We start from the raw sequence: 16,615 nt of genomic DNA, 5'->3' as shown, positions 1-16,615 counted from the left end.
TTGGTGCCGGAGGCGGGAGTCGAACCCGCACGCCCCGAAGGGCACTGTCCCCTCAAGACAGCGCGTCTGCCAGTTCCGCCACTCCGGCTTTGAGGAAGTTTATATTATATACCACGATGAGAACACTGCCAAGACTCTACGCTATAACGGATAGAAGAAGGTACGGAGCTAACTTCCTGGAAACGGTAGAAACCCTTCTTAAGAAGGGGATAAAGATGATCCAGCTTAGGGAGAAGGACTTGAAGGGAAGAGAACTCTACGAGCTGGCTCTTAAAACGAGAGAAATAACTAAAAAGTACAACTCCCTACTCTTAATAAATGAGCGATTTGACATCGCAGTTGCTGTTGAAGCTGACGGTGTTCATCTGCCAGAGGAGAGTTTTCCACCAGGCATCATCAAAAGACTCTTCCCAGAGTTATTGGTCGGCTACTCTGCCCATTCACTGGAGGGAGTAAAGTACGCTGAGGAAGAAGGGGCAGATTTCGTAACCTTTGGTCCTATTTTCAAGACCCAATCCCATCCTGAGGCTAAACCTTTGGGGACTTTGAAGTTGAAGGAGGTTTCTGAGCAAGTGAACATTCCCATATACGCACTTGGTGGTGTAACATGGGAAAGGATAAAGCAATGTTACAAAAACGGCGCTTATGGGGTTGCCGGTATTACAATGTTTTTACAGGATGGGGACGAGAGAGCAGATACTTGATGAAGCACTTAAACTCTTTTCCGAAAAGGGTATAAAGGAAACCACAATAAGGGATATAGCCAAAGCTGTAGGCATAACCGAAGGGGCTATATACAGGCACTTTGAAAGCAAAGACCAGATAGTTTACGAGCTCTTTGAGAGATATTCCGATGAACTCTATGAAAGCCTTAAAAAAGTCCTGGAAAAGCACACAGGTACAGAGGAGAGATTCAAGAAGATGGTGGGAGTATTTTTAGACTTTGCCTTTAAGAAGCCCGACGCTTTCAGGTATATGAATATCTTCCATTACTTGAGGGGTAAGGAAGTGAAGAAGTTCAAGAAGATACCCTTTGCCCTGCTTAGGGAGTTGGTTTTGGAGCTTCATAAGGGGAAAATCCTTAAAGTAGAGCCTGAGTATGCTCTTGCCATGCTCACCGGAACGCTGGAAAGGGTCTTTCTGTACAGAAGTATGGGCATCCTCAAAGATAGTAAGAAGGAAGTGAAAGAGAAAACAGCCAGCCTGCTGTGGAACGCCCTCGTTGAATGCGAGAGGTCATAAAAAATAAGGATAGGCTGTTGTATCCTGTCCAGCGGAGGAGCTTATGGTAGACAAGGAGAAGATAAAACAGGCTATCAGACTTTTCCTTGAGGGAATAGGGGAAGACCCCGACAGGGAAGGTTTAAGGGAAACTCCCGATAGGATAGCCCGTATGTGGGAAGAATTTGAAAGCATGCGTTCCTTTGACATGAAGCTCTTTGAAGAGTTCGGCGAGTATAATGAGATGGTACTGGTCAAGGATATAACCTTTTACTCCCTGTGTGAGCATCACCTCCTTCCCTTCTTTGGAAAAGTTCACATAGCCTACATACCTGACGGGGTCATCTGCGGACTTTCCAAACTCGTGAGAACAGTCAGAGCCTTCGCCCTACGCCCTCAGGTTCAGGAGAGGCTCACGGAGGAGATAGCCGACTTCCTGGAGGGTGAACTGAAACCTAAAGGGGTGGCTGTGGTCATGTCGGCGGAACATCTTTGCTATTCAGAAGATACAGAAATCTTAACGGATCAAGGATGGAAGCTATTTAAAGAGCTCAACGGTACCGAGAAAGTTGCTCAGGTGTATCCGGATACACTGGAAATAGAGTTTACAGAGCCTGTTATGTACCATAGATATCCGTATAAGGGCTACATGATAAACTTCAGGAACAAATCTTTAAATCTGCTGGTATCCCCTGACCACAAAATGTTATTTTCAACAGACTGGATATTCTCTAAATCCAGAAGAGAAAATGTATGGCTCACCGAAAGAGCAGACAAGCTGTTAGGTCGGACTATTATAGTACCTCAGGCTGGCATTATGAAAGGTAAAGAGAAGGAATATTTTGAAATAGAAAGTGAAGATAGCGTGAGCTACTACGGAAACACAGCTTTAAAGACCCGAGCTTTAAAAGTAAATGCTAATACATTTTTAAAATTCCTTGGTATGTACCTTGCAGAAGGTTGTGTATATGAAAATCCAAATTATAGGATGCACAAGGTCAGGATAGTCCAGAAAGAGGGATATAAAGCAGAATTGATGGAAAGCGTGCTAAGAGAGATGCCCTTTAAGGTATTTAAGCACAGGAGAACGAACGGTGTTGTTGAATTTTTCATAAATTCAAAAGCTCTGTGCAATTTCCTGTCACCGTTAGGTAAGTCAAAAGATAAAAGATTACCAAAGGAAATCTTTAACCTTTCACCAGATCAAAAACTTCTATTCTTACAATACTATTCCTTAGGAGATGGTTATATAAAACCCAACGGTAAATTGCACCTTGTAAGCAAGTCTAAAAAACTCATGGATGATATACAAGCTCTATTAGTTACCATAGGTATAAGTACTACGGTTTATGAAAGCTATACAAATGACCAAGTTTATTACAGACTGGAAACAAGAGGTGATAAACAAGGCAGGTATAAGTTTTATTCTAAAGTGAGGGAATCTTTGAAAGAACCTTACGAAGGCTATATTTACTCTGTAACCGTGCCTTCAGGATTCATCTTAGTGAGAAGGGAAGGAAGAACCGCCATATCGGGAAACTGCATGTCTATGAGGGGTGCGATGTCTCCCGGACACCAGACAGTCACCTCCGCCCTCAGGGGTGTGTTTCTTAAGGATATGAAAACGAGGGAGGAGTTTCTCAAGCTTGTAAGATAAACCATAACCTTGCTAAGGTTCTTATAAAAAGGTAGAATTATAGCCATGTATTATGCCCTTCTAACGCTCTTTGTGATAGTTGCGGTGCTGCTGATAATCCTTGCCCTTCTTCAGAAGGGAAGGGGTGACGTTGGAGCAGCCTTCGGCGGAGGCATGGGACAATCCATATTCGGAGCCGGCGGTGTGGATACCATACTCACTAAGGCGACTTACTGGCTTGGTGGAATATTCCTTGTCCTAGCCGTACTGCTTTCCATAGTACCTAAGGGTGAGAAGGGTTCTATCCTGGAAAAGGAGTTAAATGAAGGTAAGACAGCTCCTGCTAAGCCTTCCGGTGGAGCTCAGGAGAGACGGGGAACTGATACTGGCACACCTTCTCAAGAGAAAGCCAGGTGAACTTCCCCTAATATTTGAGGAAGAAACACCTCCGGATATAGAGAGGAAATTCACGGAGCTTATAAAAATAAGGCAGGAAGGTGTTTCGGTAGCACATATCATAGGGGAATGGGACTTTTACGGAAGGACCTTTAAGGTTAAGGGTGGTATTCTCGTCCCGAGACCGGAAACGGAGCTCCTGGTGGAAAAAGTCCTTGAACTTATACCTGAGAATGGGAAGATGGAGGGTTTTGAGGTTGGCGGCGGGACAGGATGTATATCAATAACGCTCCTCCTTGAAAGACCTCTACTGAGAATGACCGTAGACGATATCAATTCAGAGGCGGTTGAGCTTATGAAGGAGAATGCGAGGTTGCACGGTGTGCAGGATAGACTTGAGATACTTAGGGGTGATATGTTTGAACCGGTAAGGGGGAGGAAGTTTGACTTCGTGGTTTCAAATCCCCCTTACATACCAGAAAGTATGTGGGAGAGCCTCCCCAGTGAAGTAAAAAGGGAAGGAAGAGAAGCTCTGATAGGTGGCGAGAAAGGGTACGAGTTTTATGAGAAGTTCGCCAAAGAGGTTGGGAACTATCTTAAAGATAAGGGCTTTGTAGCCCTTGAGATAGGACATGACCAGGGGGAAATTGTGTTCAAGCTTTTAAAGGAGGCTGGGTTTAAAGAGGTTATCATATATAAAGACTTTTCCGGACAGGACAGGGTAGCCGTAGGATGGAGCTGATAGGTTTCTTTATAGGCGTTGCTTTCTTCATAGCCCTTGAGGGTTTCTTCGCAGGTTCGGAGATAGCCCTTTTGAGCGCGGACAAGGGTGCCCTCAGAGCCGTTTTGAGAAAGAAGAGATACAGTTTTGTAGCCCACTTTCTTGAAAACCCGGAGGAGTACATAACCCTGACCATGCTTGGCTATACGGTAAGCATAGTGTTTGCTGCAACCCTTTACACACTGGCTCTGATGTCCGCCACCAAGTATCTGCCGGGTATATCCGGATACGAGGTACTTTTGGCTGAAACCCTTGTTATATTCACAATAATATTCGGTGAGATAATCCCTAAAAGCTTCTTCCAGCACTACGCCAACAAGCTAGTAATCCCAAGTTTGTTTGTCCTGGACAAATTCAGGATTCCCCTCAAACCCTTTTTAGTTCTTGCTAAGGTGATAAGTAGAGCCATATCAAGCAGATTTGCAAGAACCCATGTGAGTGTGAGAAGAGAGGACATAATAGAGCTTTTAAGGGAGAAAAAGACCTTTGCCGAGTACGAAGGTCTGGTAGTCTCAAACATCCTATCCTTCAAAGACAGAAGAGTTGGCGAAATAGTGAAACCCCTGTATGAAATAGTGATGATAGCCGAGAATACAAATGTGGCTCAGGCTGTTGAGAAGATTAAGGAGAGCGGATATTCAAGGATACCCGTTTACAGGGTGAGGGTTGATGACATCGTAGGATACGTAAGCGCCTACGACCTGCTGGACGCCCAGCCGGAAGAGCCTTTGAGGGGTTATATTCGCAAAATCCTTGTATTTTCTGAATACACTCCTCTCCCAGAGGTTATAAGTGAATTCAAGAAGAGAAAGGAACACATAGGGGTTGTGGTTGATGAAAGAGGGGTAATTATAGGCATAGTAACTCTTGAAGATATACTAAGAGAGATAGTTGGAAGTATACAGACAGACAAAGGGGAAGAGGAGCTTATCAGAGAGATATCAAAAGATGTCTGGATTGCAGACGGCAAATTGGAGCTCAACGAACTTGCAAGGATAACGGGTGTGAAGATTCCGGAGGGGAATTACAGCACCCTCGGAGGTTTCCTCTCTTACCTCGCTGGTAGGATTCCTAAAGAGGGGGAAACCTTCAAGGTGGAAAACTTTATGTTCAAGGTTGTATCAAAAGATAACAGGAAGGTGAAGAAGGTTCTCGTTGAGAAACTCAGCAAAGAGGAAAAATGAGGTACAGGTATCGCTCTATAAAGGAGATTCCCCAAGAGTATAGACCAAGGGAAAAACTCAGAAAGCACGGAGCCCAAAGCCTTTCCGATGAGGAGTTGCTGGCGGTCATATTCGGAGCCGGAAGCCAGGGCATGGACGTGTTAACTCTGGCAAGGAATGTCCTTAAGCAGGGATGGAAAAGACTTGAAGAAGTTGAATTCTCCGAGTTAACTAAGCTAAAAGGCTTAGGTCTAGTGAAGGCAGCTCAGATAAAGGCTCTTATAGAGCTTTCCAAGAGGATAAGGGAACCCATGGGCAGCGTGCAAGTTTTGAGTCCGGAGGACGCCTACAGGTTACTCAGGGGATATTTTGACAATAGAAAGGAGGTTCTCGTAGCTCTTTACCTTGATGTAAGCCACAGGGTGAGGCATATAGAAACCGTGGCAATTGGGTCTGTGAATAGAGTTTACGCAGATCCCAAGGAGATTCTCAGACCAGCGGTAGAACTCTCAGCTTATGGAATTCTCGTAGCTCATAATCATCCCCAGGGAAACCCCGAACCCTCAAAGGAGGACCTACTGTTCACTGAAAGGGTGAGCAAAGCCTGCGAAATACTTGGATTTGAGCTTGTTGACCACATAATATTTAGCCCGGAGGGTTACCTATCTTTTAGAGAAAAGGGGTTGTTGGATTGATTTATATGACATAAATGTCATATAATAGTGGTCAGGATGAGACTCCTAATAACGCTACTTATATGGACTTCCCTTGGTTTGTCCCAAACTCTCCATATAGCCGCAGCTTCCAGTATGATGCACTTCTTGGAGAGGGTAGCCGACTTCTTCAAGATTGAAAACCCTGGCGTAGAACTTAAACTATCATACGGTTCTTCGGGAAATTTATACAGGAAGATTCTGGCAGGAGCACCCTACGATGTGTTTATATCGGCAAACGAGTTGTACCCCAAAAAGCTCTCAGAAGCTGGTAAAGCTTTTAATCCTGTCATCTTTGCAAAGGGTAAGTTGGTTCTTATAAGTTTAAAATTTGAAGTTAAGGATATAGAAAGCCTTGAATTGGCTAAAAATATTGCTGTAGCAAATCCAAAATACGCCCCTTACGGAAGGGCAGCCATTGAGTTCCTCCAAAACACAGGCTTGTACGACAGGTTTAAAGGTAAGCTTGTGTACGGTTCAAACATAGCACAGGCTTTTCAGTTCGTGGTTTCCGGTGGAGCAGATGCCGGAATAGTTCCCCTATCTCTTGTACTTGCTTACGGCAGGGGAAGTTACTATTTAGTCCCTGAAAACACTTACAGCCCGGTGTTGCATGTGGCGGTCATAACCGATAAGGGCAGCAAGAATGAACTCTCAGAGAGGTTTTTAAGTTTCTTAACCTCAGATAGGGTTAAAGAGCTCCTTAAAGAGTTCGGCTTTGAGGTGCCGTGATGGAAGACGCACTCCTGCTGAGTTTAAAACTGTCCCTTCTGACAACCCTTTTTCTACTCTTCATCTCCTTTGGAATAGCCTATGCCCTTGCCTTCCTATCTTTCCCCGGCAAGGGTGTCGTGGAAGTTCTGGTCTTACTCCCTATAATATTACCACCCACAGTACTCGGTTTTTATCTGCTTTCCATATTTAACAGGGAGTCTCCTATTGGAAGTCTTATTGAAACTCTTTTTGGAAAATCTCTTCTCTTTTCCTTTGAAGGATTACTTGTAGCTTCCCTGGTTTACTCCCTGCCGTTCGGGGTTTTTCCTATAAGAGACGCGTTTCAGAGTATCCACAGAAGACACATAGAGATAGCTTACGTTTTTGGGTATTCAAAGTACGAGACCCTCATGAGGGTGATACTGCCACAGAGTTGGGGTGGTATTCTTACAGCCTGTGCGCTTGTCTTTGCCCACACGATGGGAGAGTTTGGGGTTGTTCTCATGGTGGGAGGTAACATCCCTGGGGAAACCCAGACGCTGTCAATCTATATATACGATGAAGTTCAATCGCTAAACTACCTGGAGGCGCACAGGGCTTCGTTAGTGCTTCTCTTGGTATCCTTTATCTCTTTGAGCATAGTATCCTTTTTGAGGAAGAGATGGACGCTAAGCTGATAGTGAGTTTCAGGAAAGAGTTTCCGCGTATTAGAATTGAGGGGGAGTTTGAATTTGAGCGGGGTTTCAACGTTATACTTGGACCCTCCGGATGTGGAAAGACAACAACCTTCCGCATAATATGCGGTTTGGAGAATCCCGATGAAGGGTTTATAAGATGCTGTGAGGAAGTATTCCTTGACACACGGAAGGACATCTATCTGCCTCCTCAGAAGAGGAGGTTGGGGGTCGTGTTTCAGGAGGATAACCTTCTCCCACATCTGAGCGTTAAAGAGAATATAGAGTTTGCTACCAGAAAGGCAGGGGGCAAAGTGGAGAATATTGATGAGCTTATAGAGCACTTCGGACTTGAAGCACTCAAGGATAAGAAACCCAAGGAGCTTTCCGGAGGAGAAAAACAGAGGGTAGCCATAGTCAGAGCGTTGGCTTCCAACCCAAGAGCGCTTCTCATGGACGAGCCTTTCTCTTCCCTGGATTTCAGGAGGAAGATGAGCATTATGGAATTCCTGAAAGGGTTAAAATTTAACATCCCTGTGGTTATAGTTACCCATGACCCCTTTGAGACTCTATTTCTTGCCGACAAGGTTTTTATCATGGAAAAGGGTAGGAAGGTATGCGAAGGTGGGCGTGAACTTGTAGAGGGTGTATTCTCTGAACTCCTAAAACTATCAGGAGCTCAACCTTCGTTCTGAAGCTTTTCCATGAGCTTCTTTGCAGCTTCCTGTTCAGCTTCTTTTTTGCTCTTACCGTGCCCTATGGCACTCAAACCTTTTATTGAACTTTCAACGGTGAAGGTCTTAGCGTGCTCAGGTCCCTCAACGCTCACAACCCTATAGGTTGGTCTCTCCCTCCACATCTTCTGGGTTATCTCCTGGAGCATTGTTTTGTAATCCTTCTTTATCTTCTGTCTCTTAACCGTTTCTACAATCCTATCTCTGAAAAGCCTGTTAAAAAGCTCCTTCACGAGACCGCAGTCCCTCCCGCTGTCCACATACACCGCTGCCCACAGAGCTTCAAAAACGTCCCCAACTATTGATACGTTCTTCTTCCCTCTGCTTATGAGTATGTACTTTGGAAGCTCAAGTTCGTTGGCAAGCTCGTTAAAGAACTCTTCGCTTATTAAATAGGCTTTAAGGGAAGCGAGCGTCCCCTCCCTCTTTCTTGGAAACTCTCTTACAAGCATATCAACCACTATAAAATTCAGAAGGGCATCCCCAAGGAATTCAAGGGTTTCGTAATGGGGTAAACCTGTATCGCGGGCGTAGGAAACATGGGTGAAGGCTTGCTGTAAGAGCTCCTTGTTTTTGAAGGTGTAACCTATACGCTCTTCAATCTCTTCAAACATCCTCGCATTTCTTGAATATGAGGCAGGCGTTGGTCCCACCGAAACCAAAGGAGTTGGAAAGGACCGTCCTGACGTTAGCTTTAACGGCTTCGTTCGGAACGTAGTCAAGGTCGCACTCTGGGTCTGGGTTTTCCAGATTTATGGTGGGCGGTATCAGTCCTGTCTCAATGGTTTTGACCGAAGCAACCGCTTCAACGGCTCCGGCAGCCCCCAACAGGTGTCCTATCATAGACTTGTTGGAGCTTATCTTGAGTTTGTAAGCGTGCTCTTTGAAGAGCTGTTTTATCGCGAGAGTTTCTATCTTATCGTTCAACGGCGTAGAAGTACCATGGGCGTTGATGTAGTCTATCTCATCCGGATTCAGACCTGCGTCTTCAAGGGCAAGTCTCATACATTCATAGGCACCCTCTCCGCACTCATGAGGTGCTGTTATGTGGTAGGCATCATCGGTTGCACCGTAGCCAACGAGTTCGGCGTATATCTTGGCACCCCTGGCTTTTGCACGCTCATACTCTTCAAGCACGAGAATCCCTGCCCCTTCTCCCATAACGAATCCGTCCCTGTCCCTATCAAAAGGTCTTGAAGCCTTTTGAGGCTCATCGTTCCGCGTGGAGAGTGCTCGCATGACGGCAAAACCTGCTACTCCAAGGGGGGTTATAGCCGCCTCCGTTCCACCGGCTATAGCGGCATCAATATCACCTGCCTGTATCATACGGAAGGCATCACCTATTGAGTGGTTTCCCGTGGCACAGGCGGACACGACACAGTAGTTAGGTCCTTTAAAGCCATGTCTTATGGCTACGTATCCGGCTCCCATATTGGATATCCCGTAAGGTATGAAGAAGGGGGACACCCTTCTTGCCCCCTTCTGGGTGATAACCGTATGTTCCCTCTCTATGTCTCTGAGTCCTCCTATTCCTGTACCGATTATTACACCTATCTTAAGTGGGTCATAGCCAGCTTCCTTTATTCCGCTATCCAGTATGGCTTCTTCCGCCGCAGCGACAGCGTAATGGACAAATATGGAAAGCCTGCTCGCCTCTTTTTTATCAAGGAAGTTCATAGGGTCAAAGTCCTTGACCTCTCCGGCTATGGTTACGTTCAAGCCAAACTCAGCCGGGTCAAAACTCTTTATGTGGTCTATCCCACTTACCCCTTTCACAAGGTTAGTCCAGAACTTATCAACGCCCGTACCTATAGGGGTAACAGCACCGAGTCCGGTTACGACTACTCTCCTTCTCATTAACCCACCTTTTCTTTAAGGTAGTTAATCACGTCCCCCACCGTCTGTATCTTCTCAGCATCTTCATCGGGTATCTCTATACCGAACTCCTCTTCAAAAGCCATTATGAGCTCCACAACGTCAAGGGAGTCGGCTCCGAGGTCCTCAACGAACTTAGCCTCGGGAACTATCTTCTCCTGCTCAACGCCAAGCTGGTCAGCTATGATCTCCTTGATTCTCTCCTCAATAGCCATTTCTTTCACCTCCATTCAGGATTTTTATTTAAAAAAGACCGCCATTGACATGTATTACCTCACCCGTCATGTAACTGGACAGGTCCGAAGCTATAAAAAGAACAACGTTGGCAACGTCCTCAGCTGTACCGAACCTGTTCATAGGTATCTGGCTGAGAAAACCCTGCTTTATCTCCTCAGGCAGGTTCTCGGTCATGTCTGTCTCTATGAACCCCGGTGCTATCGCATTCACGGTTATATTCCTTGGAGCAAGCTCCTTTGCAAGGGTTTTGGTGAAGCCAACAAGTCCTGCCTTTGCCGCTGAATAGTTTGCCTGGCCAACGTTGCCTATGAAGGCAACCACCGAGGACATGTTTATGACCCTGCCCCACCTCTTCTTGAGCATACCCTTTACCACTAACTGAGTCACGAGAAAGGTGCCCGTAAGGTTAACCCTTATTATCTCGTCCCAGTCTTCATACTTCATCCTTATAAAGAGCGTGTCTCTGTTAACTCCTGCGTTGTTCACAAGGATATCAACGCTCCCAACCTCTTCGTTTATCTTCCTTAAAGCCTCTTCTATGGATTCCTTTGAACCTATATCTAAGCCTACCCCGTAGGTGTTAGCCTTTGTGTTCCCTGCAATCTCTTTAGCAACCTCCTTAGCCCTATCCTCACTCCTACCCGTAACTATTACGGTAGCTCCAGCCTCAGCGAGTTTGTAGGCTGTAGCCTTGCCTATACCGCGAGTTGAACCCGTAACAAGAGCTATTTTCCCAGAGAGACTTATCATAATTGGCTACAAATTATAGCAGATTTAACTCCCAATTGCTATATTAGTGATAATGGGGGCTTTTTTGGCTTCATTTATTGTGGTTTTCACAACCCTCCTTTTATCCTGCTCTGAAAAACCAAGGGACCTGGCAACCTATGAACGGGAAAACCCCTTCCCTCAAGAAGAGTATAAGGAGAAACAGATGCGCGGTAGCTTGCTTTCAAAGGGAGGATGGGTTGACCTCTACGGGGAAAACAGGGCAGCAAAACCGGGAGACCTCATTTTTATATACGTGGTGGAGAGTATGAACGCCGTGGAGAGTTTATCCAATCAGGCAGGTAGGTCTACAGCGTTCTCCAACGCTATTAGCTCCTTCTTTGGTGTGCCCCAGAACACACTTGCCAACTTAGGTAGCCAGGCAGAGGGTAAGTTTGATACTAAAGCTTCAAGCAAGGTGCAACAGCAGGGTGTACTGACTACAAGACTCGCAGGCAGAGTGGTAAAAGTTTACCCGAACAGGACGATGTTAATAGAAGCGAAGAAGTATATAGTGGTGAACGGTATGAAGAGAGAGTTTGTCCTGAGGGGCATAATAAGACCGGAGGATATAGACAGCAATAATACGGTAACCAGCGAGAAAATTGCCAACATGGAGGTCTTTTTAGACGGTAAGGGTTACATGGCTGAGGGAGGTAAGCCCGGATGGCTTGCAAGGATATTTGCCTTAATATTCCCCTTCTGATACTGCTCCTTATATCCGTTACCTTTTCCGAGAGGATAAAGGATATAGCAACCATAGAGGGCAACAGGATTAACTACCTCCAAGGCTACGGGTTGGTAGTGGGACTCAGGGGAACCGGAGACGGAAAGGCAACTCAGTTTACAGTAAAGAGCTTGGCAAACGCCCTTCAGAAGATGGGCATAGTTGTTGACCCTAACAGAATAACTGTAAAGAACGTAGCAGCGGTAATGGTCACCGCAAAACTCCCCCCTTACGCCAAGGCTGGCATGAGGGTTGATGTGGACGTATCCTCAATTGGTGATGCCAAGAGTCTGGAAGGAGGAACGCTACTTCTGACTCCTTTGAGAGGACCTGATGGTAACATATACGCCCTTGCTCAGGGGCAGTTGATAGTCGGAGGGTATGAAGCGAGGGGAAGGGGGGCAACACAGGTTAAAAACGTGCCAACCGTTGGAAGAATACCGAACGGGGCAGTACTTGAAAGGGACCTCCCCTTTGATATGAAGGTAACAGAGATAAACATAATCCTTGATATACCTGATTTTACGACAGCCAAAAGGGTACAGGATGTCATAAACAAGAGGTTTGGCGCACCCATAGCTACAGCTGTTGACAGCGCGACAGTAAAGGTAAACGTGCCCGAGGGTTTAAATCCGGTTGATTTCCTTGCTGAAGTTGAGAACCTTGAGGTAAGCACATCTCAAGTTGCAAAGGTTGTTATAGACAGCAGGTCCGGAACGATAGTGCTCGGGGGAGGAGTCAGAATAAACCCTGTTGCAGTGGCAGTTGGGAGTCTGGTCGTGAAGGTCAAGGAAATGCCGGAAGTATCCCAACCACCTCCCTTTTCAGGGGGTGAGACAAAGGTTGTCCCGAGAACCGAGATAGAGGTGGTTGAGGAGGACAGAAGGCTTGTCCCTATAAAGGGAGCAACCGTCCAGGAGCTGGTAAACTCTCTTAACAAGATAGGTGCCACACCCAGGGAAATAATATCTGTCCTTCAAGCTATAAAAGAAGCCGGGGCTCTAAAGGCTAAATTGGAAGTGTTATGAACAGGGTTACATTCTCAGAGCCTTCTTATAACTACAGAGAATTAGTAAAAAAGGACCTCAAGAGCGTTGCAAAGGAGTTTGAATCCATACTTATAAAGCAAGTTTTGAAGGAAGCCTTCAGGTCTGTTCTCAAAGACAAGAGCATATACCAGAGGTTCTATCACGACATGTTTCTGGAGGGGGTCAGCAAAAAACTCGCGGAAGCTGGAGGTGTTGGAATAGCGAAGTTTATCGTAGAAACTTACGAGAAGAACGCCCGCCAACCTGAGAGCAAAGAGGAGCTGAGACTCATGGTTAAAAGGGTCTTAAAGGAGGAGGGACTTCCAGGGTGGCTCTCAGTGATTCCAGAGATAGAAAGCTCCTACGAAGTTAAGGCTGTATCTCCAAAAGGGGCAGCGGGTATGTGGCAACTTATGCCCGAAACTGCAAAGGAGCTTGGGTTGAAGGTGGATAAAGATGTTGATGAGAGGTTTGATCCCTTAAAATCAACGCGTGCCGCAGTGAGACACCTGAAGAATCTTTACGGTAAATATAAGAACTGGATTCTTGTACTTATAGCTTACAACTGGGGAGAGGGGAACCTGGACAGGCTCGGAGCGGGAAAAGTTTTGCAAGACCTTAACCTTTTACCGGAAGAGACCCGCACTTATGTAGATAAACTCCTGAAGGTGATAAAATTGTCCGCTGGTAAATGATAGGTGTAGATATAGTTAAGAACGAAAGAATTGAAAAAGCTATTGAAAAGTTTGGAGAGCGGTTTCTGGTCAGGATATACACCGATAAAGAGCTTGATTACTGCAACTCTCAAGAGGCAAGGGTACCCTGTCTTGCAGCAAGGTGGGCGTGCAAGGAAGCTGTGCTGAAAGCCTTCTATATGGAGTTTGGAGTTCTGCTTAGGTTTAAGGAGATTGAAGTTCTGGGTGACAGAGGAAAACCCGCAAGGGTTATCATACACAGGGAGGAAGCCAAAGAATTTCTCAAAGGGAGAGAGCTTCTCGTTTCTCTATCCCACGAAAGGGATTACTCAGTTGCGGTTGCCTGCATAAAATGAGTTACTCCAGGGCGCTTGAAGAGTTTATACTCAGGTTCAAAGGTGGTGTTTTCTTCCTGTCACCGAGAGAAAAACTCTTCCTTAACTTCCTTGAGGAGCTTGGCATACCTGAGAGCATCGTAAAGGAAGGAATTGAAAAGTGCTACACAGCTTTAAACCCAAGGAGAAGAAGCAAACACCCGGTCTTCCTATGCTACAGGAGCATTATGGATGTTTATGAGAATTTTCTAAGGATTGAAGCCCAAAAGGTCCGTATAGACTGGGAGCACAGGTTTGAAGAAAAAGTAAAGAAGGTTAAAGAGCTTGTGAATTTTGAAATAAAAAAGCCAGAAAGCGAAGAGGACGCCCAGAAGGTTCTAAAAGAGATAGAGAGCAGAATAATGAAGGAACTCTGGAAACAGCTAAGCAAGGAAGAGAGGGACAGCATTGGACGTAAATACAGAGAGTTTAGGGACAATAAAGAGGTGTTCGCAGAGCTTGTAAAGAGAGAGCTGCAAAAGAAGTTCAAAATACCTCCACTCTCACTCTACGTAGATTAGGGAGCAAATCTATCGGCTATATCTACAGCTTTGATGAGAGCCTTTGCCTTGTTGACTGTCTCCTCCCACTCTCTCTCCGGCACTGAATCAGCCACTATACCTGCTCCGGCTTGAACGAAGACTTCTCTGTCTCTGACAACCGCAGTTCTTATAGTTATAGCCATGTCCATGTTCCCCTGAAAGGAAACGTATCCAACGCTTCCAGCGTATATACCTCTCCTCTCCTTCTCAAGCTCTTCTATTATCTGCATAGCCCTAACCTTGGGTGCACCCGAAACCGTCCCCGCAGGGAAGGCAGCTCTCAGAACATCAAGGGCAGACAATCCTTCTTTGAGCGTTCCCACCACGTCACTTACAATATGCATCACGTGGGAGTATCTCTCCACCCTCATAAAATCCTCAACCCTCACACTTCCGGTTTCAGAAACACGCCCAAGGTCATTCCTTGCAAGGTCAACAAGCATAAGGTGTTCAGCCCTTTCCTTTTCATCCCCGAGGAGTTCCTCCTCAAGTCTCTTATCCTCTTCAGTAGTCCTTCCTCTAGGGCGTGTACCCGCTATCGGTCTTGTCTCTATCCTTCTGCCTTCAACCCTGACAAGAACCTCCGGCGAAGAACCTATAACCTTTAGCTCTCTGAAATCAAGATAGTACATGTAGGGAGAAGGATTCAGGTATCTCAGGACTCTGTATATGTTCTCCGGATAGCCATCAAAGAGCCTCCTAAAACGTTGGGAGAGAACCACCTGTATTATGTCCCCCCTGGCTATATATTCCTTTGCCTTCTCCACGACCTTCTCAAACTCTTCCTTTGTGAAGTTGGACTCCCACAGGGTAAGGTCTGGCTCTGCTTCTGAGAAGCTTATAGGTTCCGCCTTCAGCTCCTCAAGTCTGCTTACCGTCTCCTCTATACAGTTTACAGCCCTGTCATATTCCTCCTCCACCCCTCTGTCTGTTAGGAGCGGGTAAACAACCTTTATCTTTCCCCTAAGATTATCGTGTATCACAACAACGTCGGTAAGAACTGTGTATAGGTCATAGGTCCCTATGGGGTCGGGGTTATTATCCTCTATAGGTTCATAGAACTTTACAATATCATAGGCAAAGTAACCCACAAGCCCGCCCCAAAATCGGGGAAGCTCAGGGTCGTTGTAGGGCTTGTACTCACGTATTATCCTGTCTATAACCCCTAAAGGGTCCTCACTCTCAAAGAACTCAACTCTACCCCTGTTATATATCTCTCCGTACCTTCCCCTTGTTCTCACATAAAAGGAAGAGCCAGTTATCACGAAGGAGAACCTTCCCCACTTCTCCCCTCCCTCAGCACTCTCAAGGAGAAAGTTAAAGCGGTCGCTCCTCTGGAGTTTCAAAAATATAGACAGAGGCGTTTCCACATCTGCAAGTATTTCAGTGTACAGAGGTATGACGTTGTAATTCTGTGAAAGCTTCTTTACCTGTTCCTTAGAAAGATTGAGCTCCATGAATTGTATGATAAACCAATGTGATATAATATGCACTCTCTCCGAGGAGGTAGAGGAGATGGAGCTCTGGGTAAAGATAGGAAGGACGAACAAGAAGTTTCAAGGCTCTTTCAGGAGCGTTATGGAGAGCATAGTAAAGGAAGCTAAAGGGAAGAAAACCGTTGAGCTCCTTTCTTTCCATGCAGGGCAAAAGGAGAGAAGGAGGCTCAAAAGAGAGCTCAGGGCTAACGGGAGAGACCTTTTAAAAACGGCAAGCTCTGTAGCAAGGTGGTTCTATCTCCGGGACCTCAGGAGAATAAACAGGAGGGTTAAAGAGCTAAAGAGAAGGGCAAAGTATATTTCAAAGGGAGAGGTATTTTACTGCCAAAAAACCCTTGAGAGAGTCAAAGAGCTTGAAAATAAGCTCGGGGAGATAAAAGGTAAACTTGAGGAGCTCAAGGTAGATTGAAAGCCTACACAAAGTATCTAACCTTTAAGACTGAGAAGAGAAGAGAGCTTATAAGGATCACAGACACAGTGAAAGAAGCTGTTGAAGAATCGGGCGTAAAGGAAGGTTTATGTCTGGTTTCCGCCATGCACCTGACGGCGGCGGTTATAGTTCAGGACGACGAGGAGGGACTTCACGACGATATATGGGAGTGGCTTGAGAGGCTTGCGCCCTTTAGGGAAAACTACAAACATCACCTTACAGGGGAGGACAACGCTGATGCCCATCTGAAGAATCTTCTCGTTCACCTTCAGGTAGTCTTACCTATAACCGAAGGAAAGCTTGATTTAGGACCCTGGCAGGAGATCTTTTACGCCGAGTTTGATGGTCAGAGACCCAAGCGGGTAATTATAAAGATAATAGGAGAGTAAAGGGGACCCCCTCCCGACCGGA

22 protein-coding genes, 1 tRNA gene and 1 pseudogene are annotated in these 16,615 nt (G+C 45.9%); 18 read left to right on the top strand and 6 right to left on the bottom strand.

Going from position 1 to position 16,615, the window contains the following annotated elements:
- Position 1 precedes the first annotated feature (1 nt).
- A tRNA-Leu gene (locus tag BCF55_RS03325) sits at positions 2–88 on the bottom strand.
- A gap of 28 nt (positions 89–116) precedes the next feature.
- Between BCF55_RS03325 and thiE the strand changes: the two genes are divergently transcribed.
- The 11 genes and pseudogenes from thiE to BCF55_RS03270 all read left to right on the top strand — a co-directional run bounded on the left by thiE (position 117) and on the right by BCF55_RS03270 (position 7,993).
- Positions 117–704: a thiamine phosphate synthase gene (gene thiE, locus BCF55_RS03320; protein ID WP_121009953.1), complete on the top strand. Its 588-nt coding sequence runs from the start codon at positions 117–119 to the stop codon at positions 702–704.
- Complete coding sequence (locus BCF55_RS03315) at positions 679–1,242, top strand: TetR/AcrR family transcriptional regulator (RefSeq protein WP_121009950.1); 564 nt, start codon at positions 679–681, stop codon at positions 1,240–1,242. The genes thiE and BCF55_RS03315 overlap by 26 nt, the downstream gene beginning before the upstream one ends.
- 43 nt (positions 1,243–1,285) lie before the next feature.
- Positions 1,286–1,723 (top strand): annotated as a pseudogene (gene folE / locus BCF55_RS09745) (GTP cyclohydrolase I); the annotation flags it as partial.
- Positions 1,697–2,878 carry an LAGLIDADG family homing endonuclease gene (locus BCF55_RS09855; protein WP_425480286.1) on the top strand — a complete coding sequence of 394 codons (1,182 nt, stop codon included), beginning with the start codon at positions 1,697–1,699 and terminating at the stop codon, positions 2,876–2,878. The pseudogene folE and the gene BCF55_RS09855, both read left to right, overlap by 27 nt.
- 45 nt (positions 2,879–2,923) lie before the next feature.
- The gene (gene secG, locus BCF55_RS03300) at positions 2,924–3,274 is read left to right on the top strand and encodes a preprotein translocase subunit SecG (RefSeq protein ID WP_121009948.1); all 351 of its coding nucleotides are present in this window, start codon (positions 2,924–2,926) and stop codon (positions 3,272–3,274) included.
- Entirely contained in the window at positions 3,180–3,995 is an 816-nt protein-coding gene (gene prmC, locus BCF55_RS03295; RefSeq protein ID WP_121009945.1) for a peptide chain release factor N(5)-glutamine methyltransferase, read from the top strand. Before secG ends, prmC begins: the two co-directional genes overlap by 95 nt.
- Entirely contained in the window at positions 3,986–5,218 is a 1,233-nt protein-coding gene (locus BCF55_RS03290) for a hemolysin family protein (protein WP_121009942.1), read from the top strand. Before prmC ends, BCF55_RS03290 begins: the two co-directional genes overlap by 10 nt.
- A complete protein-coding gene (gene radC, locus BCF55_RS03285) occupies positions 5,215–5,892 on the top strand; it encodes a RadC family protein (RefSeq protein WP_121009939.1) in 678 nt (225 codons plus the stop codon). The genes BCF55_RS03290 and radC overlap by 4 nt, the downstream gene beginning before the upstream one ends.
- 36 nt (positions 5,893–5,928) lie before the next feature.
- Positions 5,929–6,642 (top strand): molybdate ABC transporter substrate-binding protein, encoded by a 714-nt coding sequence (gene modA, locus BCF55_RS03280; RefSeq protein WP_121009936.1) that lies wholly within the window; start codon positions 5,929–5,931, stop codon positions 6,640–6,642.
- Positions 6,642–7,301: a molybdate ABC transporter permease subunit gene (gene modB, locus BCF55_RS03275; RefSeq protein ID WP_170144737.1), complete on the top strand. Its 660-nt coding sequence runs from the start codon at positions 6,642–6,644 to the stop codon at positions 7,299–7,301. Before modA ends, modB begins: the two co-directional genes overlap by 1 nt.
- Entirely contained in the window at positions 7,286–7,993 is a 708-nt protein-coding gene (locus tag BCF55_RS03270) for an ATP-binding cassette domain-containing protein (protein ID WP_121009930.1), read from the top strand. Before modB ends, BCF55_RS03270 begins: the two co-directional genes overlap by 16 nt.
- Here BCF55_RS03270 and rnc read toward each other — a convergent pair.
- Genes rnc through fabG form a run of 4 tightly spaced genes read right to left on the bottom strand, consistent with a single transcriptional unit; the run spans position 7,978 to position 10,894 of the window.
- Positions 7,978–8,646, bottom strand: coding sequence for a ribonuclease III (gene rnc / locus BCF55_RS03265; protein ID WP_121009927.1), 669 nt, complete (start codon positions 8,644–8,646; stop codon positions 7,978–7,980). The genes BCF55_RS03270 and rnc overlap by 16 nt on opposite strands.
- A complete protein-coding gene (fabF, locus tag BCF55_RS03260; protein WP_121009924.1) occupies positions 8,639–9,889 on the bottom strand; it encodes a beta-ketoacyl-ACP synthase II in 1,251 nt (416 codons plus the stop codon). The genes rnc and fabF overlap by 8 nt, the downstream gene beginning before the upstream one ends.
- A complete protein-coding gene (acpP, locus tag BCF55_RS03255; RefSeq protein WP_121009921.1) occupies positions 9,889–10,122 on the bottom strand; it encodes an acyl carrier protein in 234 nt (77 codons plus the stop codon). Before acpP ends, fabF begins: the two co-directional genes overlap by 1 nt.
- Before the next feature lie 28 nt (positions 10,123–10,150).
- Entirely contained in the window at positions 10,151–10,894 is a 744-nt protein-coding gene (fabG, locus tag BCF55_RS03250) for a 3-oxoacyl-[acyl-carrier-protein] reductase (protein WP_121009918.1), read from the bottom strand.
- A gap of 64 nt (positions 10,895–10,958) precedes the next feature.
- On the opposite strand from fabG, the gene BCF55_RS03245 reads away from it, so the two are divergent.
- Genes BCF55_RS03245 through BCF55_RS03225 form a run of 5 tightly spaced genes read left to right on the top strand, consistent with a single transcriptional unit; the run spans position 10,959 to position 14,257 of the window.
- The gene (locus BCF55_RS03245; protein WP_245960389.1) at positions 10,959–11,618 is read left to right on the top strand and encodes a flagellar basal body L-ring protein FlgH; all 660 of its coding nucleotides are present in this window, start codon (positions 10,959–10,961) and stop codon (positions 11,616–11,618) included.
- Positions 11,579–12,667 carry a flagellar basal body P-ring protein FlgI gene (locus BCF55_RS03240; RefSeq protein ID WP_121009912.1) on the top strand — a complete coding sequence of 363 codons (1,089 nt, stop codon included), beginning with the start codon at positions 11,579–11,581 and terminating at the stop codon, positions 12,665–12,667. Before BCF55_RS03245 ends, BCF55_RS03240 begins: the two co-directional genes overlap by 40 nt.
- Positions 12,664–13,362, top strand: coding sequence for a transglycosylase SLT domain-containing protein (locus tag BCF55_RS03235; RefSeq protein WP_245960388.1), 699 nt, complete (start codon positions 12,664–12,666; stop codon positions 13,360–13,362). Before BCF55_RS03240 ends, BCF55_RS03235 begins: the two co-directional genes overlap by 4 nt.
- Positions 13,359–13,718: a holo-ACP synthase gene (gene acpS, locus BCF55_RS03230; RefSeq protein WP_121009909.1), complete on the top strand. Its 360-nt coding sequence runs from the start codon at positions 13,359–13,361 to the stop codon at positions 13,716–13,718. The genes BCF55_RS03235 and acpS overlap by 4 nt, the downstream gene beginning before the upstream one ends.
- On the top strand, positions 13,715–14,257 hold the full coding sequence (locus BCF55_RS03225) for a hypothetical protein (protein WP_121009906.1): 543 nt from the start codon (positions 13,715–13,717) through the stop codon (positions 14,255–14,257). Before acpS ends, BCF55_RS03225 begins: the two co-directional genes overlap by 4 nt.
- Here the strand turns inward: BCF55_RS03225 and trpE are convergent.
- Positions 14,254–15,735: an anthranilate synthase component I gene (gene trpE, locus BCF55_RS03220; RefSeq protein WP_121009903.1), complete on the bottom strand. Its 1,482-nt coding sequence runs from the start codon at positions 15,733–15,735 to the stop codon at positions 14,254–14,256. The two genes, BCF55_RS03225 and trpE, sit on opposite strands and share 4 nt — an antisense overlap.
- On the opposite strand from trpE, the gene BCF55_RS03215 reads away from it, so the two are divergent.
- Entirely contained in the window at positions 15,734–16,183 is a 450-nt protein-coding gene (locus BCF55_RS03215) for a hypothetical protein (RefSeq protein WP_245960387.1), read from the top strand. The two genes, trpE and BCF55_RS03215, sit on opposite strands and share 2 nt — an antisense overlap.
- A complete protein-coding gene (locus tag BCF55_RS03210) occupies positions 16,180–16,593 on the top strand; it encodes a secondary thiamine-phosphate synthase enzyme YjbQ (RefSeq protein WP_121009900.1) in 414 nt (137 codons plus the stop codon). The genes BCF55_RS03215 and BCF55_RS03210 overlap by 4 nt, the downstream gene beginning before the upstream one ends.
- Positions 16,594–16,615 lie beyond the last annotated feature (22 nt).

This window comes from Hydrogenivirga caldilitoris, from assembly GCF_003664005.1.
In the GTDB taxonomy this organism is placed as follows: Bacteria; Aquificota; Aquificia; order Aquificales; family Aquificaceae; genus Hydrogenivirga; species Hydrogenivirga caldilitoris.
This window is presented reverse-complemented; position numbering and strand designations above follow the sequence as displayed.